The following is a 21,241-nucleotide window of genomic DNA, read 5'->3' on the forward strand; positions in this document are numbered from 1 at the left end:
GACCTCCTAGTGGCTGAGGATCTGGATCGGGGTCTTGGCGATCTTTTCCATGGTGCCGGTGTGCTTGCCGCTGGCCAGGTCGAAGACCTCCAGCCCGCCGGTGATGTTGGTGCCCAGCAGCAATGGCTTGTCGTCGTTGGTGGCGGCCAGGCTCCAGATCGGGTTGGGCGCTTCCAGGGTGGCGACCTTCTTGCCGGTCTTCAGGTCGTAGACCCAGACGAAGGGACTCGGGTCTTCCCATTTCATCGGCTCGTGGGCGTCGTGCATCAGCACGTACAGGCGGTTGAGCTTCGGTGCCACGGCCAGCAGCTGCCAGCCACCCGGTGCCCAGCCGGCCTTGCGCTCGGCGTCGGTGGTCAGCGACCAGGGTTCGAGCATCTTCGGCGTGTCGCCGGAGAAGTCCACGCCGCGCACCTCGCCCTCGGTGGTGGTGAAATAGTAGCGGTCGCCCACGGCGATGCCGCGCTCCACCAGCTTCTCGGCGTTGGGGTCGAAGAACGGCGTCTGCGTGCGCGAGGCTTCCTTGCCGCTCTCGTCCAGCGTGATCACCTGCAGCTTGCCGTCGCCGCACAGCGAGGCGAAGGCGCGCTTGCCCACCGGGTAGTTGAGCACGCAGCCGGGGATGGCGATCTCGGCAGTCACCGCCTTGGCCTGGGTGTCGACCACGGTCACCGAGGTGGACGGGGTGAAGTTGTAGACGTAGACGAAACGGTCGTCGCTGCTTGTGCCCAGGGCGTAGCGCTGGGTCAGCATCTCGGCGCGCTTGGTGGGGATCAGCACTTCCCAGGACGGCGACAGGGTCGAGGTGTCCCAGGCGGTCAGCACGTCGGTGCGGGTGCCCCGGGTGCCGCGCGAATAGAACAGGTCGGCGGTGTACAGGCGCTTGCCGTCGCGGCTCAGGGTCGAGGGCGCGGCGAAGCCGGTGCTGACCATGCCGAGCATCTTCTTCTTCTCCGGGTCCACCACCGTCACGCGGCCGGCGACGAAGTTCTCGAACTCCACGTCGACGATGTAGGCGCGGTGCGGTTCGGGCGGGAAGGGCAAGGTCACCTGGCCGATGGTGTCGGCGGGAAGGTCCGCATGGGCGTTCAGCCCCGCCAGCGCAAGGCCGAGGCTCAGCGCTGAGTGGACGAGGATCCTGTTTATTCGCATTAGGGGGGCTCCCTGAATTATTGGTCTGGCGGATCGCGGGTACGTTGGCAGAATTCTGCAGTACCAGTCTGCCTTGTGGCTGTGCCAGGGAAATTGCTCTGTCTGCCAACCCGTTGTCTGCCTGTGCCAGCCGTTGTGCCGGCGTGCCAGGGGGGTGCGTACAGGTGCAGCGGACAGGTGGAAGTGTAGTGCCGGCCACACGGGTTTCACCCGCCCTACGAGGTGGTGCAGGGCGTAGGGTGGAGGTCGCTTTTTACCTCCACCGAGCGGTGTGAAGCCGATGCGCTGATGCCACCGGGATACGCCGCATCGCGAATGAATTCGCTCCCACGAAAAGCAGCCTGTAGGTCGGGTGCAACCCGACGGCTCAGATGCGGAAGCTGCCCACCAGGTGCTTGAGCCGTTCGGCCTGTTGTTCCAGGTCGGCGCAGGCGCGCAGGGTGGCCTGGAGGTTTTCCACGCCTTCCTGGTTGAGGGTGTTGATCTCGGTGATGTCCATGTTCAGCGCTTCGACCACGGAGGTCTGTTCCTCGGTGGCGGTGGCGACGGACTGGTTCATGCCGTCGATCTCGCCGATGCGCTGGGTGACGCTGGAGAGGCGTTCGCCGGCCAGGTTGGCGATCTCGACGCTCTGCTGGCTGTAGCGCTGGCTCTCGGTCATGGTGCCGACCGCCTCGCGGGAGCCGACCTGCAGTTCCTCGATCATCTGGTGGATCTCCTGGGCCGACACCTGGGTGCGGTGGGCGAGGTTGCGCACCTCGTCGGCGACCACGGCGAAGCCACGGCCGGCCTCACCGGCGCGGGCCGCTTCGATGGCGGCGTTGAGCGCGAGCAGGTTGGTCTGCTCGGAGATGCCTTTGATCACGTCGAGGATCTGGCCGATGTCGACCGTCTTGCCGGCGAGGGTCTCGATCTGGGCGCTGGAGGCGCTGATCTTGCTGGACAGCTCGTGCATGGCGGTGAGGGTCCTGCCGACCACCTGCTTGCCTTCCCCGGCCAGTTCGCGGGCATCGGAGGCCTGGTGCGAGGCGTCGGCGGCGTTGCGGGCGATCTCCTGGGCAGCGGCGCCCAGTTCGTTGATGGCGGCGGCGACGCTGTTGGTGCGCTGGGCCTGCTCGTCGAAGTTGCGCAGCGAGGCGTTGGAGGCGGCCAGCACCCGTTGTGCGACCTCGTTGACCCGCCCCGTGGCCGAGGCCACCTCGCCCATGGAGGCATGGATGCGTTCGACGAATCGGTTGAAGGCGGCGGCGAGCTTGCCCAGCTCGTCGCGCGAGTGCACGGCCAGGCGACCGGTGAGGTCGCCTTCGCCCTGGGCGATGGCTTCGAGCATGCGCGTCAGGCCTTGCAGCGGACGGGTGATGCGGAAGGCGGCGAACCAGATCAGCAGCACGCCGAGCAGGGCGGCGCCGCTGCCCAGGCCGAACTCCAGGGCGGAGCTGGCCAGGCGCTCGGCGTCCAGCTCCTTCTGCAGGGCTTCGGCCGGGGCCAGCAGCACGCGCTGCGGCACCGTCGCCAGCACACCCCAGGGCGCGGCGCCGGGGATGGGCTCCAGTGGCTCCAGGACACGGATGCGCTGCTCGTCCACCAGGCTGCGTGCCTTGGCCTCGCGCAGGCTGCCGAGCACCGCGTCGGCGCCGTCGGGCAGGGCCTGGTCGAGGCGCTTGCCCAGGGCGTTGGCATCGGCGCTGTAGCCGGCGACCACGCCACCGTTGCTGAGGATGCCCAGCTGGCCGGCGCCGTCGAACAGCTGGGCGCTGCCGTCCAGGGCGCTGCGCTGCAGGGCGTCGAGGCTGATGTCGAGGCCGACCACGGCGATCACCTTGCCGTTCTCGATCAGCGGGAAGGCGACGCTGGTGACCAGCCGACGGGTGCCGGAGGCGTCGTCGAAATAGGGTTCCAGCAGGCAGGCCCGGCGGCTGTCCCGGGGGCAGGTGTAGAAGGCGTTGTAGGGGCTGCCGCTGGGGCCGGGCGAGGTGTCGGTGAGGATCTGCTCCGGGCCGACCACCGGTTGCAGCTCGCCGGGCTTGCCTTGCACCCAGTACAGCGAGAAGCGCCCGGCGTCGTTGCCGAAGGCCTGGTCCTGGCCGACGAACTGGCTGTCGGCGCCGTCCAGCGCGTCGCGCTCGAAGATGACGAAAAGCCCGAGTAGGTCGGGCTTGGCGAGGACGGCGCTGCGCATCTGTTCGGCCACGCGCTGGCGCAGTTCGGCGGCGGTCAGCTCGCCGGCCGTCGCCCGCGCCCGCAGGTAGAGGACAAAGCGCGACAGGCCCTGGCCGTACTCGTAGGTCTGCAGGAAGGTGCGCTGGATCTGCAGCGCCTGTACGCGGGCCTGGGCCTGCATGTGGGCTTCGGCGGCGTTGGCCAGCATGCGGCTGCTGGAGGCCTTGACGCGTTCGGTGCTGAGCCGGGTCTGGTACAGCGAAAGCCCCACCAGCAGCGCCACTACGAGGATCAGGCAGGCACTGGCGAGCAGGGTGATGCGGCTCTGGATGCTCAGGGAAGGTGTACGCATGGCGTGCTCGGGGGGAAGGGCGGCGGGAGGCCCGCCGCCAGGGGCTCAGAAGTGGCTGGCGAAGACCAGCTGGGTGTAGAGGTTGCGGTCGTTGCTGCCGATCTGGGTGCCGCCGTTGTCGGCGCTGCGGCTGGGCTCGAACAGGCCCACCACCGGCATGATCACCAGGTTGTCGTTGACCGCCCACTCGGCGTAGAGGTCCAGCTCGCGGCCGTCGAAGTTGCCCAGGTTGCGGTCGATGGTGTCGAAGTCGAAATACAGCGCGCCGATGCTCAGGCTCTCCAGCGGGGTGGCCTTCAGCGCCACGTGCTGGACGCGGGTGTTGCTGTTGAAGGGGCCGGCGTAGTTGGCCGCGACCTCGCCCTGGAACCAGGTGCCGTAGCCCCGGTTGAAGCCGAAGAACAGCGGGTCGAAGGCTTCGGAGAAGCGGCTGTAGCGGTAGCTGACGCTGGGGCTCCAGGGCACGTCGGCGAAGGTCCAGCCGGCTTCCAGGTACCAGGCGTCCTCGTTGTCGGCGGTCTTCTTGTCCTGCCAGGCGTATTCGCCGGAGAGGAACAGGTTCTCCACGCCGGTGTTGCCCTGGGCGCGCAGGCTGTAGGTCTTCATGCCGTCGCGGTCGAGCTGGATGGGGGAGGCGTATTCCTCGTCGACGTCGCGGATGTCGATCCAGGTCAGGCCCACGGTGCCTTCCTCGGCCACATGCTCCAGGGTGCCGACGAACAGCTCGGGCCTGGCCTGGGAGCGGTTGTCGGACTTCAGCCACATCAGGTCGCCGCGCCAGCCGTCCTTGCCGCCGATGCGCAGCACGGCGGTCTGGTCGAAGGCCTTGCGCGCCGCCAGCCAGTAGGCGCCGCCACGGTCGAACTCGCCATCGGCCGGGCCGTTGCCCAGGTTCAGCGCGTCGCCGTTGATCAGGAAGCCGTCGCCCACCGAGATGTTCTGGCGGCCGAAGGAGACATCGATGCCGTCCTCGCCCAGGGCCTCGAACAGGCTGCCGGAGCGCCAGCCGAGGTAGGCGTCCTCGATCTTGGTGGTGCGCTCGTCGCCGTCGGTGAAGCCCGCCGCGTCGCCATCGCCCCAGGTGGCGGAGCTGAGCAGGTTGAGCGCGCCATAGCCGGTGCCGGCCCCGCCCAGGCCCTGGTCGCCGCTGATGCCGTACTTGATGTAGCCCTCGCGCCAGCTGGACGAGCCTTTGTCCTTGGTGCCGGTGGTGGCGTAGTTCTTCTGGCTGTGGAAGACGCCGAACACGGCTTCCAGGTCGGCGTTGAGGTGGGTGTCCTCGTCGGCGTAGAGCTCGTAGGCCCCGGCCTGGGTGGCGCAGGCCACCAGCAGGGCCAGGGTCGAAAGGCGGAACAGCGGCGTGACGCGGGTGAGAGTTTGCATGCGTGGGATTCCCGTTGTTGTTGGTGTTGGCGTGGGGGCTCTACGCGGATCGGCCCATGCGGCGATGGTACGTATCGCCCTCGCGCGAGCCTTGTGCCTGCTTGCCAACCGCTTGGCTGTGCATGCCAGATTGCGTGGGAATCGTTCGGGTATCGCGGTGGGGAGGGATTGGCGAAAGTGATGGGTTTCGCTTCGCTCTACCCATCCTACGATCGAGCCCCCGTAGGATGGGTAGAGGTACGAAACCCATGCTGTGCAATGCCCGGTATAGGACTCAGGCAGGGCGCTTGAGCACCAGGGTGAGGATGTCGTAGCTGGCGACCAGCTCGCCGTTCTGGTTGGTGACTTCCACGTCCCAGGCCACCACGCCCTGGGGTTCGCCCTTGGCGCTCTTCTTGCCCTGGTCGATCTTGCGCTTGCAGGTCAGGCGCGCCTGGAGGGTGTCGCCGATGCCCACCGGGTTGATGAAGCGCAGGGTATCCAGGCCGTAGTTGGCCAGCACCGGGCCCGGGGCCGGGGAGACGAACAGCCCGGCGGCGGCGGAGAGCACGAAGTAGCCATGGGCGATGCGCTTGCCGAACTGGGAGTCCCTGGCCGCCAGCTCGTCGAAGTGCATGTAGAAGTGGTCCCCCGAGAGGCAGCCGAAGTTGACGATGTCGGCCTCAGTGACGGTGCGGCGGTGGGTGAGCAGGGACTCGCCGACCTGCAGCTCGTCGAACCAGCGGCGGAACGGGTGCACCTCGGTCTCGATCAGCTTGGCGCCACGCACGTATTCGCCGGTGACGGCGGCGAGCATGGTCGGCGAGCCCTGCACGGCGGTGCGTTGCAGGTAGTGTTTCACCGCGCGCAGGCCGCCCAGCTCCTCGCCACCGCCGGCGCGGCCGGGGCCACCGTGCTTGAGCATCGGCAGCGGCGAGCCGTGGCCGGTGGATTCGGCGGCGGATTCGCGATCGAGAATGTGCAGGCGCCCGTGCAGAGCGGCGGCGCGCGGCACCACGTGGGCGGCGACGGCGGGGTCGCGGGTCACCAGGCTGGCCACCAGGCTGCCCTTGCCACGGGCGGCGAGGGCGATGGCTTCGTCGATGTCGTCATAGGCCATCAGCGTGCTCACCGGGCCGAAGGCCTCGATGTCGTGGGCGCCGCCTTCAGCATGCGGGTCGCGGGCACGCAGCAGGGTCGGGGCGAAGAAGGCACCTTCGGCGACGCCTTCACCCTGCGGGGCGAAGCCGTCGCGGGCGCCGAACAGCAGTTCGCTGCCGGCCAGCAGGCTTTCCACCCGCGCGGCGACGTCGGCCTGCTGGGCGTGGGAGGCCAGGGCACCCATCTTCACGCCGTCGACGGCCGGGTCGCCGATCACCACCTTGGCCAGGCGCTCGCGCAGGCGCTCGGCCACGGCGTCGATGTGCTTCGCCGGGACGATGGCGCGGCGGATGGCGGTGCACTTCTGCCCGGCCTTGACCGTCATCTCGCGGGCGACTTCCTTGACGAAGAGGTCGAACTCCGGGTCGTCCGGGGTGATTTCCGGGGCGAGGATGGCGCAGTTGAGCGAGTCCGCCTCGGCATTGAAGGGAATCGAGTGGCGCACCAGGTTGGCGTTCACCCGCAGCTTGGCGGCGGTGTCGGCGGAGCCGGTGAAGGTCACCACGTCCTGGCCCTGGAGGCGGTCGAGCAGATCGCCCGTGCCGCCGATCACCAGTTGCAGGCTGCCTTCGGGCAGCAGGCCGGACTCGTGCATCAGGCGCACGGCGGCCTCGGTCAGGTAGCTGGTGGCGGTGGCCGGCTTGACGATGCAGGGCATGCCGGCGAGGAAGCTCGGCGCGAACTTCTCCAGCATCCCCCAGATGGGGAAGTTGAAGGCGTTGATGTGCACGGCGAGGCCGCCGCGCGGCACCAGGATGTGGCTGCCGGCGAACAGGCCCTGCTTGCCCAGCGGGATGGCCGGGCCTTCGTGCACCACGTTGCCCGAGGGCAGCTCGCGGGTGCCGATGCCGGCATAGGCGAACAGGGTGCCGCTGCCGCCTTCGATGTCGATCCAGCTGTCGGCGCGGGTGGCACCGCTGTGGCGCGACAGGGCGTAGAGCTGCTCCTTGCGCTCGTTGAGGTAGAGGCCCAGGGCCTTGAGCCGCGCGGCGCGTTGCTGGAAGTCCAGTGCCATCAGCGCGGGGATGCCGCGGCGGCGGCCGAACTCGACGGCCTCGGCGAAATCCGGGCGCTCTTCATGGGTGCGGAACAGCGCACGGCCGTCGATGGCGCTGCGCAGGGTCTGGGCGCCGTGCTGGCCGATCCAGCGGCCGGCGATGAGGCTCTGCAGGGTGGTGAGGTTGCTCATGGTGGTTCTCCTTGAGGCGGTGTCCGAGGTGTAGGGGCCGCCCGGCTCCGGCAGGAGCACGGGGCGGCCGAGGAGTCAGTGGCGGCTGGCGGCGGCCGCGCCGATGCCGGTCATGGAGCGGATGAATTGGGCCAGGTAGCGGCCACGTTCCCGGGTGGCGCGTTCGGAGCGGTCGGTGACCGAGAACAGCCAGGCGCTGGAGAAGGCCAGGGTCATGGAGAACAGCGCCGGGTTGGCGTAGGGGAACAGCGGCTGCTCGTGGTGCAGCACGTTGACCCAGACCGCCGGGCTCGCCACCAGCAGGGCGATGGCCGAGGCCAGGCCTGCCAGGCTGCCGGCGACGGCGCCCCGGGTGGTCAGGCCCTTCCAGAACATGGAGAGGAACAGCACCGGGAAGTTGACCGAGGCGGCGATGGCCAGCACCAGGCCGGAGAGGAAGGCGATGTTCTGCGACTCGAAGAGGATGCCGAGGATCACCGCCAGTACGCCGATGCCCAGGGTGGCGAGGCGGGATACGCGCATCTCCTCGCGCTCGCTGGCCTGGCCCTTGCGCACCACGCAGGCGTAGAGGTCGTGGGACACCGCCGACGCACCGGAGAGCGCCAGGCCGGCGACCACCGCGAGGATGGTGGCGAAGGCCACGGCGGAGATGAAGCCGAGGAACAGGCTGCCGCCCACGGCGTGGGACAGGTGCACGGCGACCATGTTGCCGCCGCCGATGATGGCGCCGGCGGCGTCACGGAATTCGGGGTTGGTGCCGACCATGACGATGGAGCCGAAGCCGACCACGATCAGCAGCAGGTAGAAGTAGCCGATGAAGCCGGTGGCATAGAACACCGATTTGCGCGCTTCCTTGGCGTCGCTGACGGTGAAGAAGCGCATGAGGATGTGCGGCAGGCCGGCGGTGCCGAACATCATGCCGAGCCCCAGGGAGATGGCATCGACGGGATTCGACAGCAGCCCGCCCGGGGCCATGATCGCGGTGCCCTTGGCATGCACCGAGGTGGCGGCGGCGAACATCGCCTCGGTGCTGAAGCCGAAGTGCCGGAGCACCATGAAGGCCATGAAGCTGGTGCCCGAGAGCAGCAGCACCGCCTTGATGATCTGCACCCAGGTGGTGGCGAGCATGCCGCCGAAGGTGACGTAGCAGACCATCAGCACGCCCACCAGCAGCACGGCCTGCAGGTAGCTGAGGCCGAACAGCAGCTCGATCAGCTTGCCGGCGCCGACCATCTGCGCCACCAGGTAGAGCAGGGCCACGGTGAGGGTGCCGAAGGCCGCGGTGATGCGGATCGGGCTCTGGTCGAGGCGGTAGGAGACTACGTCGGCGAAGGTGAAGCGGCCCAGGTTGCGCAGGCGTTCTGCGATCAGGAAGAGGATGATCGGCCAGCCGGCGAGCACCCCCAGGGCGTAGAGCAGGCCGTCGTAGCCGTTCATGAACATCATCGCGGAGATGCCGAGGAAGGATGCCGCGCTGATCATGTCGCCCGCGATCGCCAGGCCGTTCTGGAAGCCGCTGAGGCCGCCCCCGGCGGTGTAGAAGTCGGCGGTGGAGCGGGTGCGCAGGGCGGCCCAGCGGGTGATGCCGAGGGTGAAGAGGACGAACGCCAGGAACATGTAGATGGCGTTCCAGTTCAACGGCCGCGCGCCGGCATCGGCTGCCAGGGCAGTGCCCGAGGCCAGCAGGGCGGCGGATGCACAGAGGGCGAGGAGGGGCTTCATGGCGCGCACTCCTGCTTGAGCTTGTCGTTCAGCGGGTCGAGCACGCGGTTGGTGCGCGCCACGTAGATGCCGGTGAGGCCGAAGGCCAGCAGGATGATGACCACGCCCACCAGCATGCCGACGCTGGTGACCCCGCCGCTGAGGGAACGACCGAGCAGCTCCGGGGCGAAGGCCACCAGCAGCACGAAGCCGTAGTAGATCGCCAGCATGGCGGCGGTGAGGGACCAGGTCAGGCGCTGCTTGCGCCGGACCAGCTGGATGAAGTCCGGGTGTTGCCGGATGCGATCGAGGTCGTGCGGGGTCATGGTTGCTCTCTCTTTTCTTGTGGTTGTCGAGGCGGTGCAGCGCAAGTGAAGCGGGTGGAGCTGGTGCTTCCTGTAGGAGCGAGCTCTGCTCGCGAAGCCGTGGTCGCGTGTGTGCGTCTGTTCGCGAGCAGAGCTCGCTCCTACGGTTTGTGCTGGCTGGTTGGATCAGAGCTGGTCGAAGTCGAGAACGACTGTGTCGCTCACCGGATAGGACTGGCACGACAGCACGTAGCCGGCGGCCACCTCGTAGTCCTCCAGGGCGAAGTTGCTGTCCATCTCCACTTCGCCCTCGACCACCCGGCACTTGCAGGTGGAGCAGACGCCGGCCTTGCAGGAGTAGGGGAGCTCCAGGCCCTGGGCGTTGCCGGCGTCGAGCAGGCTCTGGCTGTTGCGCGCCAGCGCGAAGCTCACTTCGCGACCGTCGCTGATCACCGTCACCCGGCTTTGCGCGCTGCCTGCCTCCTGGGCGGCCTCGCGGGCTTCGCGCCTGTGCTCGCTGCCGGCAGCGGCGAACAGCTCGAAGTGGATGCGCTCGGCCGGCATGCCGTTGGCGCGGAGCTGGTCGCGCACGGTCTCGGTCATCGCCTGCGGGCCGCAGATGAACGCGGCGTCCAGGGCGCGCACGTCGATCCAGCGCTGGAACAGCTGGCCGCACTTGTCGGCGTCGATGCGGCCGTTGTAGAGGTCCACGTCCTGCTGCTCGCGGCTGAACAGGAAGATCAGGTTGAGGCGCTGCAGGTAGCGGTTCTTCAGGTCTTCCAACTGCTCGCGGAACAGTGCGGAGGCACTGGAGCGGTTGCCGTAGAGCAGGGTGACGCGGCTGTGGGGCTCGGTTTCCAGGGTGGTCTTGACGATGGAGAGGATGGGCGTGATGCCGCTGCCGGCGGCGACCGCGAGGTAGTGGCCGCGGCGCACCGGGTCCAGCGGCACGTTGAAGTGGCCGGACGGGGGCATCACCTCCAGGCTGTGGCCGGCCTTGAGCTGCTCGTTGGCCCAGCTGGAGAAGCGCCCGCCCGCCACGCGCTTGACCGCGACGCGCAGCTCGCCGTCGTTGACGCCGGTGCAGATGGAGTAGGAGCGGCGCACTTCCTCGCCGTCCAGCTGGGTGCGCACCACCAGGTGCTGGCCCTGGGTGAAGCGGAAGCTGTCGCGCAGCGCGGCGGGAATGTCGAAGGCGATGGATACGGCGTCTCGGGTTTCCGGGCGCACGTCCTTGATGGTCAGGCTATGGAACTTGCTCATTGTTGTTCTCCCGCGGCTTTGCCGCATGGAGGACGAATACAACCGGTGCCAGTGGCAACGGACTGTGTTCGCTCTCCTATATGCACTTGAAGTAATCGAACGGCTCCAGGCACGCCTTGCAACGGTGCAAGGCCTTGCAGGCCGTGGAGCCGAATTCGCTCAACTGTTCGGTATGCACGCTGCCGCACTGCGGGCAGCGGATTTCCGGGGCGTCCCCCAGCAGGGCGCGCTTGCTGGCGCTGCCGCTGGGCGGGGCGATGCCGTAGGCGCGCAGGCGTTCGCGGCCCTCGTCGCTGATCCAGTCGGTGGTCCAGGCCGGTGCCAGGCGGCGTTCCAGGTTCGGCGCGGCGAAACCGGCGCCTTCCAGCGCCCGTTCGATGTCGCGCTCGATCACCTCGGTGGCCGGGCAACCCGAGTAGGTGGGGGTGACCACCACGTGCAGGTGGCCGCCCTGCCAGTCGAGGGCGCGGACGATGCCGAGGTCGACCACGCTGACCACCGGCACTTCCGGGTCCATCACCGCGCCGAGCACCGACCAGGCGCGTGCCAGGTCGGCGGGCACGCCGGGGCGGGCGCCACGGTCGCTGGTGATCAGCTCACCAGGACGCATCGGGATGGGCCCTCTGCAGGAACTGCATCTCGGCCAGCAGCAGGCCCAGGTGCTCGGTGTGCAGGCCGCGTCGACCGGAGAGGTAGAAGTGGCTGGCCGGCTCCGGCAGCGGCAGGGTGGCGCTGGCAAAGATATCGGCGACCCTGGCCCGCCAGGCAGTGGCGACTTCCGCAGGCTCCGGTGCGATGCCAGCGGCGGCCAGGCGTTGCTCCACCTCGTCGCCGTTCACCAGCTCGACGGTGAAACGCCACACCTCGCGGGTCGCCGCGAGCATGCGCCGGTGGCTTTCCTCGGTGCCGTCGCCCAGGCGCTGCACCCATTCGCTGGAGCGGCGCAGGTGGTAGGTGACTTCCTTGAGGGCCTTGGCGGCGATGCCGGCGATGCGTTCGTCACTGGAGTTGCTGAGGCCGTGGAGCACCTGGAAATGCCAGGCGTCGTAGAGGAACTGCTTGGTGATGGTCACCGCGTAGTCGCCGTTGGGTTGCTCCACCAGCAGCAGGTTGCGGTAGGCGCGCTCGTCACGGCGGTAGGCCAGGTGGTCGGCGTCGCGGCCCTCGCCCTGCAGCTCGGCGGCGTATTCCAGCCAGTTGCGGGCCTGGCCCACCAGGTCGAGGCCGACGTTCATCAGCGCCAGCTCCTCTTCCAGGGCCGGGGCCTTGCCGCACCACTCGCAAAGGCGCTGGCCCTGCACCAGGGCGCTGTCGCCGAGGCGCAGCAGGTATTCGATCAGGTCGTGCTTGGCAGTCATGGCAGGCGCCTCACATGTGGCCGACTTCGGCCGGCAGCTCGTAGAAGCTGGCGTGCCGGTAGACCTTGTCCTCGGCCGGGTCGAACAGCGGCTCCTTCTCGTCGGGGGAAGAGGCGGTGATCAGCGCGGAGGGCACCACCCAGAGGCTCACACCCTCGTTGCGGCGGGTGTACAGCTCGCGGGCGTTCTCGATGGCCATGGCGGCGTCGGCGGCGTGCACGCTGCCGACATGCTTGTGGTTGAGGCCGTGCTTGCTGCGCACGAAGACCTCGAAAAGGGTCCATTCAGACATGGTTTTATCTCCTCGCGTGGGCCTGCTCGTGTCAGGCCGCTTCTTGTTGGTCAGGCGGCGTCGCGCTTCTGTTGTTGTTTACGGGCATGGGCCACCGCGGCTTCGCGGACCCAGGCGCCGTCTTCGATGGCCTTGCGGCGGGTGGCGATGCGCTCGTGATTGCAGGGGCCGTTGCCCTTGAGCACTTCGTAGAACTCGTCCCACTGGATCTCGCCGAAGTCGTAGTGGCCGCGTTCCTCGTTCCACTTCAGGTGCGGGTCCGGCGCGGTGCAGCCGAGCAGCTTCAGTTGCGGCACGGTCTGGTCGATGAAGCGCTGGCGCAGCTCGTCGTTGCCCTGGCGCTTGATCTTCCAGGCCATGGACTGGGCACTGTTGGGGGAGTGTTCGTCGCTGGGGCCGAACATCATCAGCGAGGGCCACCAGAGGCGGTTGATGGCGTCCTGGACCATGTCCTTCTGCGCCTGGGTGCCGTTGCGCATCATGTGCAGGAGGATTTCGTAGCCCTGGCGCTGGTGGAAGGACTCTTCCTTGCAGATGCGGATCATGGCGCGGGAGTAGGGGCCGTAGGAGGTGCGCTGCAGTACCACCTGGTTGACGATGGCGGCGCCATCCACCAGCCAGCCCACCGCGCCCATGTCGGCCCAGCTCAGGGTCGGGTAGTTGAAGATGCTCGAGTACTTGGCACGGCCGCTGTGCAGCTTGGCGACTTCCTCGTCACGGCAGGCGCCCAGGGTTTCCATGGCGCTGTAGAGGTAGAGGCCGTGGCCGGCCTCGTCCTGGATCTTCGCCATCAGCTGCAGCTTGCGCTTGAGGGTGGGTGCGCGGGTCACCCAGTTGCCCTCCGGCAGCATGCCGACGATCTCGGAATGCGCATGCTGGGAAATCTGCCGGATCAGCGTCTGCCGGTAGGCGTCCGGCATCCAGTTCTTCGGCTCGATCTTGATTTCCGCATCGATCTTTTCCTGGAAGGCGCGCTCTTCCGGGGACATCTCCTCCAGCGCCTTCACGCGCTTCACGCCGGTCTCTACCAATTGTGCGTACATGCCGTTCTCCAGCCATGCGGGTTCGTGGGGTGGCTTGGCCATGGCGCTAGTTTTAAATGATACAAAAATAAATATCAAATTAAAAAATAGGTGTCAGATTAAAGGAGCGGCAAGTGGTGAGCTGCAAGCGGCAAGTTAGAAGCCGGAAGCCGGAAGCTGGAAGCTGGAAGCTGAGAGCCAGGGCCAGGGCTAGGGCTAGGGCCAGACCATAGCTGAAGTTGGAACCAAAGCGGTGGGCTGGGGCTGGGCGCTTGTTGGCTTTTTCTTCCAGCTTCCGGCTTCCAGCTTCCAGCTAAGGAAAAGAGATTCAATATTTCAAAAAAAAACGGAGGTTCCGTTCCCTTTACTGTTTTTAACAATTGCCTTCCAAAGCTTAAAAGACCGGCGCTGCGCGCCTTTGCATACTGCCGGCCTGCCATCGGCATTGGAGGCCTTCATGTTCAGGCGCGGGTGTTCTTCCTTCTGTTTCCGTCCGGGTTCCGGCACGGCGTTGGTGGCCTGGCGGGGGCCGGGGTCGTGGTCGTTCGCGGTGCCTTCGTCGGTGGCGCTCGGACGCCTGGCACTGGCGCTGCTGGCCTGTGGGCTGGGGATGGTGGTGCTGGTGGCGGTGCTGCGTCCGTTCTTCGCCTGCGCCGATGGCGGGCTGTGCCTGCCGCTGTTCTCGGCCGAGCTCGGCGAGCTGGTGGGGGTGGTGGTGGCGCTGGAGCTGATGGCCGTCGCCTGGCTGGTGCGCTCGCTGCGCGGGCTCGTCCACGGTAACCGATGAGGCGAGGGACTGATGGAAGCCATCGAAGTACTGCTGGTCACCCCGCATGTGACCGAGTTGCATGCCCAGGCCCTGGCGGAAGGCGCCACCGAGCTGGCCGCACCCGCGCGCGAGGACTCGGGCCGCCTCGCCTCGCGCCTGCGCTGGGCGGACGGGGTGCTGGTGGCCCTGCAATCCCCAATGCTGGAGCCCTGATCGGGTGTGCGTAGGGTGGGCTTCAGCCCACCGCTCATCTCGCCCTAACGCCGGAGCTGGCCGCTTTTTGTAGGGGCGACTTCAGTCGCCAAGCGGCGCATAGCGCCGCCCCTGTGGGAGCGAATTCATTCGCGAAGAAGTCCCGGGTTGAAGCCCGGGCTACCCGTGCCCATCAGGCGTCGACTATCACCTCGAAGCCGCCATAGATCATGCGTTGCCCGTCGAAGGGCATCTTCTCGGGATCGGGGTGCAGGCGCGGGTCGTCCATGGATTTCTTCATGCCCTCGTCGCGCGCCTGGCGGGAGGGCCAGGTGATCCACGAGAACACCACCGTCTCGTCGTCCTTGCGTTTCACCGCCATGGGGAAGGAGGTCACCTTGCCCTCCGGCACGTCGTCGCCCCAGCACTCGACGACGCTGAGGGCGCCATGGTCCTTGAACACCTGGGCGGCGGTGCGGGCGAGGGCGATATAGGCCTCGCGCTTGGCGGTGGGCACGGGGACGACGAATCCATCTACATAGCTCATGAGCGATCTCCTGGTTCGTGGCGCGCGGCGATCCGCGTGCCGCTCTCGTTCGGTAGTCGTTTCAGGATTGGCGATTGAGACAGGCCCTGGGTGAGTACCGACGGACGGTTGGCAGTACCGCAACGCGTGCGACCTCCAGAGTCGCCGTGTCGTCTTCTCTATCTGGCGTCATCCCGCGACGCGCGATGCGCTATTCCAGCAACCCGGCGAGCAGGCGGGCGACATGCCGCAGTGCCGCGTCTTTTTCCCTGCGGCGATGCCAGGCGAGGTGAAGCGGGAATCCGCTGACCGGGATAGGGGGCGGGAGGACGGCCAGATCGCCGTCGGCAGGCACGATGCGCGAGGGCAGCATGGCGATCATGTCCGATCCGCGCAGCAGGTCGGGAACCATCCCGAAGGAAGGCACGACCAGCCCAACGCGACGGTTGCGCCCGAGCCGCGCCAGTTCGGTGTCCAGCGGGGTGCGCGCCTCGCCCCGGCCCGAGGTGATGATGTGCGGGTAGGCCAGCCAGCTGTCGAGGTCGAAGCCTGCGATGGCCGGGTGGCCTGAGCGCAGCGCGATGACGTATTCCTCGTGCAGCAATTCCTCCCGATGGAGGTCCTCGCTTTCGTCGGGAAAGACCGAGATCGCGATGTCGGTCGCGCCGTCGATCAGCGCAATGCGCGCGGCTTCGGCGCCTTGCCAGGGCTGGATCACCAGGTCGATCCCCGGTGCGGTTTCGCCGAGGGCACGTTGTAGCGGGTTGATCACGACCAGCGCCGGATAGTCCGCCATCGCTAGGCGCAGTGTCTGGATGGTTTCGTTCAAGGGCACTTCGGGCGGATCGACCAGGTCGATCACGTCCGCCAGCAGCGATTTCAGCGGCGCGCGCAGGGCGAGCGCCTTGGGCGTCAGGCGCATGGTGCCGCGCCCGCGCTCCAGCAGTTCGTCCTGGAACAGATGGCGGCAGCGTTGAAGTGCGGCTGATGCTGCGGGCTGAGACAGGCAAAGCCGGTCAGCGGCACGGCTGACGTGCGCCTCGTCGAGCAATGCGTCGAGGATCACCAGCAGGTTCAGGTCCAGTGAGCGTAAATTCATGGAGTGGATAATAGAGTAGATAACTAATCGATTAGATTAATTTTTTGGCGGCAACCATCATCCCCTCATCCAACCCCGGAGATGGCGATGAACAAGACTCTTCTGCTGCTTTTCCACCCTGATCTGTCCCGCTCGAAGGCCAACGCCGCCATGGCTGGGGCCGCTGCCCAGCTGCCTGGCGTAGAGGTGGTGGATATGGTCTCTGCGTATCCCGATGGACTCGACATTTACCGCGACGGCGAGCGCGAGGCGGCGCGGCTGCTTGCTGCCGACCGGATCGTGCTGCAATTCCCGGTGCAGTGGTATTCGACCCCGCCGCAGCTGAAGGCTTGGCAGGACGCGGTGCTGACGCGGATGTTCTACATCACCTATGAGGCCGAAGGCCGCCGCCTGGAGGGCACCCCACTGATGATCGCGGCCACCGCCGGCAACACGGCCGACGCCTATACGGTGGGCGGCCGCAATCTGTTCCCGATGGCAGATCTGCTGGCCCCTTTGCGCGCCACGGCACATCGCTGCGGCCTGGATTGGGCGGAACCTTTCATCCTGTACCAGGCCGACAAGCTCTCGCCCGAGGAAGCCGAGGCTGCCGCCGCGAACTACGCAGGCACGCTCGCCCACTGGATCGCCCGCTCCGCCAAGCCGATGGCCTGAGTCATCGTGGAATGAAAAGCCCCGCCTGCGCGGGGCTGTCGTAGGCACGGCACGCCCATCCCACGGAGCGGCCTCCATAGGATGGGTAGAGCTGCGCGAAACCCATGCGGTGTTGCGGCTCACGCCTTGGCGCGGTTGTCGTAGACGTGGCAGGCCTTGCCTTCGGAGCGCTTCAGCGAATAGGCCGGGCGCAGCACGACGCGCGAGGTGATGCCGATGTAGGTCTTGATGTGGCGGCCCAGCTCGCTGCACAGCGCCAGTTCCTGCGCCTCATCCAGCGGCTCCAGACCATGGCGGGGTTCGACATGGACTTCCATGCTGTCGAGGTTGCCGGTGCGCGAGAGGTGGATCTCGTAGGTCTCGGCCAGTTGGCGGACCTTGAGCACCTGCTCCTCGATCTGCGTGGGGAAGACGTTGACGCCGCGGATGATCAGCATGTCGTCGCTGCGCCCGGTGATCTTGTCGATGCGCCGCATGGGGCGCGCGGTGCCCGGCAGCAGGCAGGTGAGGTCGCGGGTGCGGTAGCGGATCATCGGCAGCGCCTCCTTGGACAGGGAGGTGAACACCAGCTCGCCCATCTGCCCGTCCGGCAGCACCTGGCCGGTCACCGGGTCGATGATCTCGGGGTAGAAGTGGTCTTCCCAGATGGTCGGGCCGTCCTTGGTCTCGGCGCATTCCATGGCCACGCCCGGGCCCATGATTTCCGAGAGGCCGTAGATGTCCAGGGCGGTGATGCCCAGGCGCTCCTCGATGGCGCGGCGCAGTTCGGCGGTCCAGGGTTCGGCGCCGAAGATGCCCAGGCGCAGGGCCAGCTTGTGCGGGTCCAGGCCCTGGCGCTCGATCTCGTCGGCCAGGTTGAGCATGTAGGAGGGGGTGACCATGATGATGTCCGGCTGGAAGTCACGGATCAGCTGCACCTGCTTCTCGGTCTGGCCGCCGGACATGGGGATCACGGTGCAGCCCAGGCGCTCGGCGCCGTAGTGGGCCCCCAGGCCGCCGGTGAACAGGCCGTAGCCGTAGGAGACGTGCACCTTGTCGCCCTTGCGGCCGCCGGCGGCGCGGATCGAGCGCGCCACGACGTTGGCCCAGGTGTCGATGTCGTTCTGGGTGTAGCCGACCACGGTGGGCTTGCCGGTGGTGCCGCTGGAGGCGTGGATGCGCACCACCTCTTCCTGGGGCACGGCGAACATGCCGTAGGGGTAGTTGTCGCGCAGGTCGGACTTGCCGGTGAAGGGGAAGCGGGCGAGGTCGTCGTGGCTCTTCAGGTCCTGCGGGTGCACGCCCAGTTCGTCGAAGCGCTGGCGGTACAGGGGCACGTTGCGGTAGGCGTGGTCGAGGCTCCAGCGCAGGCGCTCCAGCTGGTGCTGGCGGAGCTGGTCGACGCTGGCGGTTTCCATCGGGTCGAGCAAGGCGGCATTGGCGATCATGTTCATTTCATCACTCGTATTGTTCTTGTGCGTGGCGCTGGGCGCCTGAGTGCAGGAAGGCAGGATACTCCCGGCCTTCCCGGCCCGGTGTGGCGGTTACAGTTTTTCGATGATCAGGGCGATGCCCTGGCCGACGCCGATGCACATGGTGCAGAGGGCGTAGCGGCCGGAGCGGGCTTCCAGTTCGTGCAGCGCGGTGGTGACCAGGCGCGCGCCGCTCATGCCCAGCGGGTGGCCCAGGGCGATGGCGCCGCCGTTGGGGTTGACCCGTGGATCGTCGTCGGCCAGTTCCAGCTCGCGCAGCACGGCCAGGCCCTGGGCGGCGAAGGCTTCGTTGAGTTCGATCACGTCCATGTCGGCGAGCGACAGGCCGGCGAGGGCCAGCACCTTGCGCGTGGCCGGCACCGGGCCGATGCCCATGATGCGCGGCTCGACGCCGGCGCAGGCCATGGCCACCACCCGGGCGCGTGGCCTGAGGCCGAAGCGCCGGGCGGCATCGGTGCTGGCCAGCAGCAGGGCGCAGGCGCCGTCGTTGACCCCGGAGGCGTTGCCGGCGGTGACGCTGCCGCCTTCGCGGAAGGGCGTGCCGAGGCGCGAGAGCTGCTCCAGGGTGGTGTCGCCGCGCGGGTGCTCGTCCTGCTCCACCCACTTCGACGGGCCTTTGCGCTGGGGGATCTCCACCGGGACGATCTCCTTCGCCAGGCGGCCGCTGGCCTGGGCGGCGGCGGCCTTGAGCTGGCTGCGCAGGGCGAAGGCGTCCTGGTCGGCGCGGCTGATGCCGAACTGCTCGGCGACGTTCTCCGCCGTCTCGGGCATGGAATCGATGCCGTACTGGCGCTTCATCAGGCCGTTGACGAAGCGCCAGCCGATGGTGGTGTCGAACAGCTCCGCGCTGCGGCCGAAGGCCTGCTCGGACTTGCCCATCACGAAGGGCGCGCGGGACATGGATTCCACGCCGCCGGCCAGCATCAGCCCGGCCTCGCCGCAGCGCAGGGCGCGGGCGGCGCTGCCGATGGCATCCAGCCCCGAGCCGCACAGGCGGTTGAGGGTGGTGCCGGGCACCGTGACCGGCAGGCCGGCGAGCAGGGCGGCCATGCGCGCGACGTTGCGGTTGTCCTCGCCGGCCTGGTTGGCGCAGCCGTAGATCACGTCGTCGACGGCGCTCCAGTCCAGCTCGGGGTGGCGCTGCATCAGGGCACGGATCGGCACCGCGCCGAGATCGTCGGCGCGAACGGAGGACAGGGCGCCGGCATAACGCCCGATGGGCGTGCGCACGGCGTCGATGATCAGGGCGTCATTCATGCAGGGATTCCTCGTCGAGCAGGGTGCCGCGCACCTTGTAGGACTTGCCGTGGAACAGGGCGATCAGCTGCCCGTTCTGGTTCTCGATGCGCACGTGGTAGTTGCCGGTGCGGCCACTGCGGCTCTGTTCGGTGGCCTGGGCGGTGAGGGTGTCGCCCAGGTGCGCCGGGGCCACGTAGTCGATGCTGCAGCCGATGGCCACGGTGACTTCGTTGTAGGTGTTGCAGGCGAAGGCGAAGGCCGAGTCGGCCAGGGCGAACAGGTGGCCGCCGTGGCAGGTGCCCACGCCTTGCAGCATGTCGGCGCGCACGCTCATGCCCACGCGCGCGGCACCAGGGGCCACCGAGAGCAGGCGCATGCCCAGGGCCTGGCTGGCGGCGTCGCGCTCGTACAGGGTGCTGGCGCAGGCTTCGGCCAGCGACAGGGCTTCACGGTTGGTCATGCAGGGTCCTCCCTTCGGCCACCCGGCGGCGCAGGGCCAGCGAGGGGCGGTAGCGCGGCTCGCCATAGGCGGCCTGCAGGTTGTCCAGGGTGCGCAGCACCTGGGGAAGGCCGATGGCGTCGGCCCAGGCCAGCGGGCCGTGCGGGTAATTGACCCCGGCGCACATGGCCAGGTCGATGTCGGCGGCGCTGGCGACCCCCTGGAGCAGGGCGTCGGCGCCTTCGTTGGCGAGCATGGCCACGGTGCGCAGCACGGCGAGGCCGGGGACGTCCGCCAGCGGGCTGGTGGCGATGCCGGCGCGGGCGAGCAGGGCGACCACGGCGTCGATGGCGGCCTGGCGGGTGCCGGCCGCCCAACTGATGCCGAGGCGTTCGGCGCGGCCGTAGTCGAGGGCGAGGTCCAGCAGCACCAGGTTGTCGAGGCCGTCTTCGCGGGCGCGCTGGGCGGCCAGGCGGCCGTCGCTCAGGGCGAGGGTGGCGTCGCCGACCCTCAGCAGCCCGGCACCGTCGCGGCGCGTGACCTGCACGCCGGCCCGTTCCAGGCGCTGTGCCAGGGGCTGGGCGATACCGAGGTCGCCCTCCAGGGCGCAGGTCTCCACCGTCGCCGTGCTGGCGAGTGTCGGGGGCTGCGGACGTTCGGCGCCTTCGCTGTAGTCATAGAAGCCCCGGCCGCTCTTGCGTCCCAGGCGGCCGGCTTCCACCAGCTCCTTCTGGATCAGCGAGGGCTGGAAGCGGAAGTCGCCGTAGTAGGCGTCGAACACCGAGCAGGTGACGGCGTAGTTGACGTCGTGGCCGATCAGGTCGGTGAGCTCGAAGGCGCCCATGCGGAAGCCGCCGGCCTCGCGCATGAGGGCGTCGAGGGTGGCGCAGTCGGCCGCGCCTTCCTGCAGCAGGCGCAGGCTTTCGGCATAGAAGGGGCGCGCCACGCGGTTGACTATGAAGCCGGGGGTGGAGCGCGCGTGCACCGGCTGCTTGCCCCAGGCGCGGGCGGTTTCGAACAGGCAGCCGGCCAGCGCCGGGTCGCTGTCGAGGCCGGAGACGATCTCCACCAGCGCCATCAGTGGTGCCGGGTTGAAGAAGTGCATGCCGAGCACGCGGCCCGGGTGCCGCAGGCCGGCGGCGAGGCTGGTGATGGACAGCGACGAGGTGTTGCTGGCGAGGATGCAGTCCGGGGCGCACAGCGCTTCCAGGCGTTGCAGCAGCTCGCGCTTGATCTCCAGCTTCTCGACGATCGCCTCGATCACCAGGCCGGCGTCGGCCAGTTCCTCCAGCTCATCGGCCGGGCGCAGGCGGGCGAGGGTGGCGACGTGGGTGGCGGCGTCCAGCTTGCCTTTCTCCACCAGGCGCGCGAGCTGCCGGTCGATGCCGGCGATGGCCTGGGCGGCGGCGCCGGTGCGGGTGTCGTACAGGCGCACCGGGTGCCCGGCCTGGGCGGCGACCTGGGCGATGCCGGCGCCCATGGCGCCAGCGCCGATCACGGCCACCGGGGTTTCCTTGTTCAGGGCGTGCATGGG

The 21,241-nt window shown here is 68.2% G+C and carries 20 protein-coding genes; 3 read left to right on the forward strand and 17 right to left on the reverse strand.

What is annotated here, in order from left to right:
- Positions 1-6: 6 nt before the first annotated feature.
- The 11 genes from WFQ67_RS17450 to paaA form a co-directional block, all read right to left on the reverse strand.
- Positions 7-1,152 carry an amine dehydrogenase large subunit gene (locus WFQ67_RS17450; RefSeq protein ID WP_337057685.1) on the reverse strand — a complete coding sequence of 382 codons (1,146 nt, stop codon included), beginning with the start codon at positions 1,150-1,152 and terminating at the stop codon, positions 7-9.
- 367 nt (positions 1,153-1,519) lie between these two features.
- The gene (locus tag WFQ67_RS17455) at positions 1,520-3,664 is read right to left on the reverse strand and encodes a methyl-accepting chemotaxis protein (protein WP_337057686.1); all 2,145 of its coding nucleotides are present in this window, start codon (positions 3,662-3,664) and stop codon (positions 1,520-1,522) included.
- 45 nt (positions 3,665-3,709) lie between these two features.
- Positions 3,710-5,047, reverse strand: a complete 1,338-nt coding sequence (locus WFQ67_RS17460; protein WP_337057687.1) for a hypothetical protein — start codon at positions 5,045-5,047, stop codon at positions 3,710-3,712.
- Positions 5,048-5,321: 274 nt separating this feature from the next.
- Positions 5,322-7,376, reverse strand: coding sequence for a phenylacetic acid degradation bifunctional protein PaaZ (gene paaZ / locus WFQ67_RS17465; RefSeq protein ID WP_337057688.1), 2,055 nt, complete (start codon positions 7,374-7,376; stop codon positions 5,322-5,324).
- A gap of 75 nt (positions 7,377-7,451) precedes the next feature.
- Positions 7,452-9,098, reverse strand: a complete 1,647-nt coding sequence (locus WFQ67_RS17470) for a cation acetate symporter (RefSeq protein ID WP_337057689.1) — start codon at positions 9,096-9,098, stop codon at positions 7,452-7,454.
- Positions 9,095-9,403, reverse strand: a complete 309-nt coding sequence (locus tag WFQ67_RS17475) for a DUF485 domain-containing protein (protein ID WP_173179668.1) — start codon at positions 9,401-9,403, stop codon at positions 9,095-9,097. The genes WFQ67_RS17470 and WFQ67_RS17475 overlap by 4 nt, the downstream gene beginning before the upstream one ends.
- A gap of 165 nt (positions 9,404-9,568) precedes the next feature.
- Positions 9,569-10,645 (reverse strand): 1,2-phenylacetyl-CoA epoxidase subunit PaaE, encoded by a 1,077-nt coding sequence (gene paaE / locus WFQ67_RS17480; protein WP_337057690.1) that lies wholly within the window; start codon positions 10,643-10,645, stop codon positions 9,569-9,571.
- A gap of 76 nt (positions 10,646-10,721) precedes the next feature.
- Positions 10,722-11,255 carry a 1,2-phenylacetyl-CoA epoxidase subunit PaaD gene (gene paaD / locus WFQ67_RS17485; RefSeq protein WP_337057691.1) on the reverse strand — a complete coding sequence of 178 codons (534 nt, stop codon included), beginning with the start codon at positions 11,253-11,255 and terminating at the stop codon, positions 10,722-10,724.
- The gene (gene paaC / locus WFQ67_RS17490) at positions 11,242-12,003 is read right to left on the reverse strand and encodes a 1,2-phenylacetyl-CoA epoxidase subunit PaaC (RefSeq protein ID WP_337057692.1); all 762 of its coding nucleotides are present in this window, start codon (positions 12,001-12,003) and stop codon (positions 11,242-11,244) included. The genes paaD and paaC overlap by 14 nt, the downstream gene beginning before the upstream one ends.
- A gap of 10 nt (positions 12,004-12,013) precedes the next feature.
- Positions 12,014-12,295 carry a 1,2-phenylacetyl-CoA epoxidase subunit PaaB gene (paaB, locus tag WFQ67_RS17495; protein WP_111262632.1) on the reverse strand — a complete coding sequence of 94 codons (282 nt, stop codon included), beginning with the start codon at positions 12,293-12,295 and terminating at the stop codon, positions 12,014-12,016.
- A gap of 50 nt (positions 12,296-12,345) precedes the next feature.
- Positions 12,346-13,338 carry a 1,2-phenylacetyl-CoA epoxidase subunit PaaA gene (gene paaA, locus WFQ67_RS17500; protein ID WP_337057693.1) on the reverse strand — a complete coding sequence of 331 codons (993 nt, stop codon included), beginning with the start codon at positions 13,336-13,338 and terminating at the stop codon, positions 12,346-12,348.
- A 541-nt stretch (positions 13,339-13,879) separates the two neighbouring features.
- Between paaA and WFQ67_RS17505 the strand changes: the two genes are divergently transcribed.
- Both WFQ67_RS17505 and WFQ67_RS17510 read left to right on the forward strand, forming a co-directional pair.
- Positions 13,880-14,104 (forward strand): hypothetical protein, encoded by a 225-nt coding sequence (locus tag WFQ67_RS17505; RefSeq protein ID WP_213630258.1) that lies wholly within the window; start codon positions 13,880-13,882, stop codon positions 14,102-14,104.
- Positions 14,105-14,116: 12 nt separating this feature from the next.
- Positions 14,117-14,299: a hypothetical protein gene (locus tag WFQ67_RS17510; protein ID WP_337057694.1), complete on the forward strand. Its 183-nt coding sequence runs from the start codon at positions 14,117-14,119 to the stop codon at positions 14,297-14,299.
- A 172-nt stretch (positions 14,300-14,471) separates the two neighbouring features.
- On the opposite strand, the gene WFQ67_RS17515 is transcribed toward WFQ67_RS17510, so the two are convergent.
- Both WFQ67_RS17515 and WFQ67_RS17520 read right to left on the reverse strand, forming a co-directional pair.
- Positions 14,472-14,825, reverse strand: coding sequence for a DUF1428 domain-containing protein (locus WFQ67_RS17515; protein ID WP_173179653.1), 354 nt, complete (start codon positions 14,823-14,825; stop codon positions 14,472-14,474).
- A 190-nt stretch (positions 14,826-15,015) separates the two neighbouring features.
- The gene (locus WFQ67_RS17520) at positions 15,016-15,903 is read right to left on the reverse strand and encodes a LysR family transcriptional regulator (protein WP_337057695.1); all 888 of its coding nucleotides are present in this window, start codon (positions 15,901-15,903) and stop codon (positions 15,016-15,018) included.
- An 87-nt stretch (positions 15,904-15,990) separates the two neighbouring features.
- Here WFQ67_RS17520 and WFQ67_RS17525 point away from each other — a divergent pair, with 87 nt between their 5' ends.
- The gene (locus tag WFQ67_RS17525) at positions 15,991-16,557 is read left to right on the forward strand and encodes an NAD(P)H-dependent oxidoreductase (protein WP_337057696.1); all 567 of its coding nucleotides are present in this window, start codon (positions 15,991-15,993) and stop codon (positions 16,555-16,557) included.
- Positions 16,558-16,676: 119 nt separating this feature from the next.
- On the opposite strand, the gene paaK is transcribed toward WFQ67_RS17525, so the two are convergent.
- The 4 genes from paaK to paaH form a co-directional block, all read right to left on the reverse strand.
- Positions 16,677-17,990, reverse strand: coding sequence for a phenylacetate--CoA ligase PaaK (paaK, locus tag WFQ67_RS17530; RefSeq protein WP_337057697.1), 1,314 nt, complete (start codon positions 17,988-17,990; stop codon positions 16,677-16,679).
- 90 nt (positions 17,991-18,080) lie between these two features.
- Complete coding sequence (pcaF, locus tag WFQ67_RS17535; RefSeq protein WP_337057698.1) at positions 18,081-19,286, reverse strand: 3-oxoadipyl-CoA thiolase; 1,206 nt, start codon at positions 19,284-19,286, stop codon at positions 18,081-18,083.
- The gene (paaI, locus tag WFQ67_RS17540; RefSeq protein WP_337057699.1) at positions 19,279-19,728 is read right to left on the reverse strand and encodes a hydroxyphenylacetyl-CoA thioesterase PaaI; all 450 of its coding nucleotides are present in this window, start codon (positions 19,726-19,728) and stop codon (positions 19,279-19,281) included. Before paaI ends, pcaF begins: the two co-directional genes overlap by 8 nt.
- Entirely contained in the window at positions 19,715-21,238 is a 1,524-nt protein-coding gene (gene paaH, locus WFQ67_RS17545) for a 3-hydroxyacyl-CoA dehydrogenase PaaH (protein WP_337057700.1), read from the reverse strand. Before paaH ends, paaI begins: the two co-directional genes overlap by 14 nt.
- Between the last annotated feature and the right edge of the window lie 3 nt (positions 21,239-21,241).

This window comes from Pseudomonas sp. USHLN015, from assembly GCF_037153275.1.
Taxonomy (GTDB): domain Bacteria; phylum Pseudomonadota; class Gammaproteobacteria; order Pseudomonadales; family Pseudomonadaceae; genus Metapseudomonas; species Metapseudomonas tohonis.

What these genes read in the sequence shown, in the direction of transcription:
- WFQ67_RS17450 (WP_337057685.1), bottom strand. Translation starts at nt 1,152, where the DNA reads ATGCGAATAAACAGGATCCTCGTCCACTCAGCGCTGAGCCTCGGCCTT.
- WFQ67_RS17455 (WP_337057686.1), bottom strand. Translation starts at nt 3,664, where the DNA reads ATGCGTACACCTTCCCTGAGCATCCAGAGCCGCATCACCCTGCTCGCC.
- WFQ67_RS17460 (WP_337057687.1), bottom strand. Translation starts at nt 5,047, where the DNA reads ATGCAAACTCTCACCCGCGTCACGCCGCTGTTCCGCCTTTCGACCCTG.
- paaZ (WP_337057688.1), bottom strand. Translation starts at nt 7,376, where the DNA reads ATGAGCAACCTCACCACCCTGCAGAGCCTCATCGCCGGCCGCTGGATC.
- WFQ67_RS17470 (WP_337057689.1), bottom strand. Translation starts at nt 9,098, where the DNA reads ATGAAGCCCCTCCTCGCCCTCTGTGCATCCGCCGCCCTGCTGGCCTCG.
- WFQ67_RS17475 (WP_173179668.1), bottom strand. Translation starts at nt 9,403, where the DNA reads ATGACCCCGCACGACCTCGATCGCATCCGGCAACACCCGGACTTCATC.
- paaE (WP_337057690.1), bottom strand. Translation starts at nt 10,645, where the DNA reads ATGAGCAAGTTCCATAGCCTGACCATCAAGGACGTGCGCCCGGAAACC.
- paaD (WP_337057691.1), bottom strand. Translation starts at nt 11,255, where the DNA reads ATGCGTCCTGGTGAGCTGATCACCAGCGACCGTGGCGCCCGCCCCGGC.
- paaC (WP_337057692.1), bottom strand. Translation starts at nt 12,003, where the DNA reads ATGACTGCCAAGCACGACCTGATCGAATACCTGCTGCGCCTCGGCGAC.
- paaB (WP_111262632.1), bottom strand. Translation starts at nt 12,295, where the DNA reads ATGTCTGAATGGACCCTTTTCGAGGTCTTCGTGCGCAGCAAGCACGGC.
- paaA (WP_337057693.1), bottom strand. Translation starts at nt 13,338, where the DNA reads ATGTACGCACAATTGGTAGAGACCGGCGTGAAGCGCGTGAAGGCGCTG.
- WFQ67_RS17510 (WP_337057694.1), top strand. Translation starts at nt 14,117, where the DNA reads ATGGAAGCCATCGAAGTACTGCTGGTCACCCCGCATGTGACCGAGTTG.
- WFQ67_RS17515 (WP_173179653.1), bottom strand. Translation starts at nt 14,825, where the DNA reads ATGAGCTATGTAGATGGATTCGTCGTCCCCGTGCCCACCGCCAAGCGC.
- WFQ67_RS17520 (WP_337057695.1), bottom strand. Translation starts at nt 15,903, where the DNA reads ATGAATTTACGCTCACTGGACCTGAACCTGCTGGTGATCCTCGACGCA.
- WFQ67_RS17525 (WP_337057696.1), top strand. Translation starts at nt 15,991, where the DNA reads ATGAACAAGACTCTTCTGCTGCTTTTCCACCCTGATCTGTCCCGCTCG.
- paaK (WP_337057697.1), bottom strand. Translation starts at nt 17,990, where the DNA reads ATGAACATGATCGCCAATGCCGCCTTGCTCGACCCGATGGAAACCGCC.
- pcaF (WP_337057698.1), bottom strand. Translation starts at nt 19,286, where the DNA reads ATGAATGACGCCCTGATCATCGACGCCGTGCGCACGCCCATCGGGCGT.
- paaI (WP_337057699.1), bottom strand. Translation starts at nt 19,728, where the DNA reads ATGACCAACCGTGAAGCCCTGTCGCTGGCCGAAGCCTGCGCCAGCACC.
- paaH (WP_337057700.1), bottom strand. Translation starts at nt 21,238, where the DNA reads ATGCACGCCCTGAACAAGGAAACCCCGGTGGCCGTGATCGGCGCTGGC.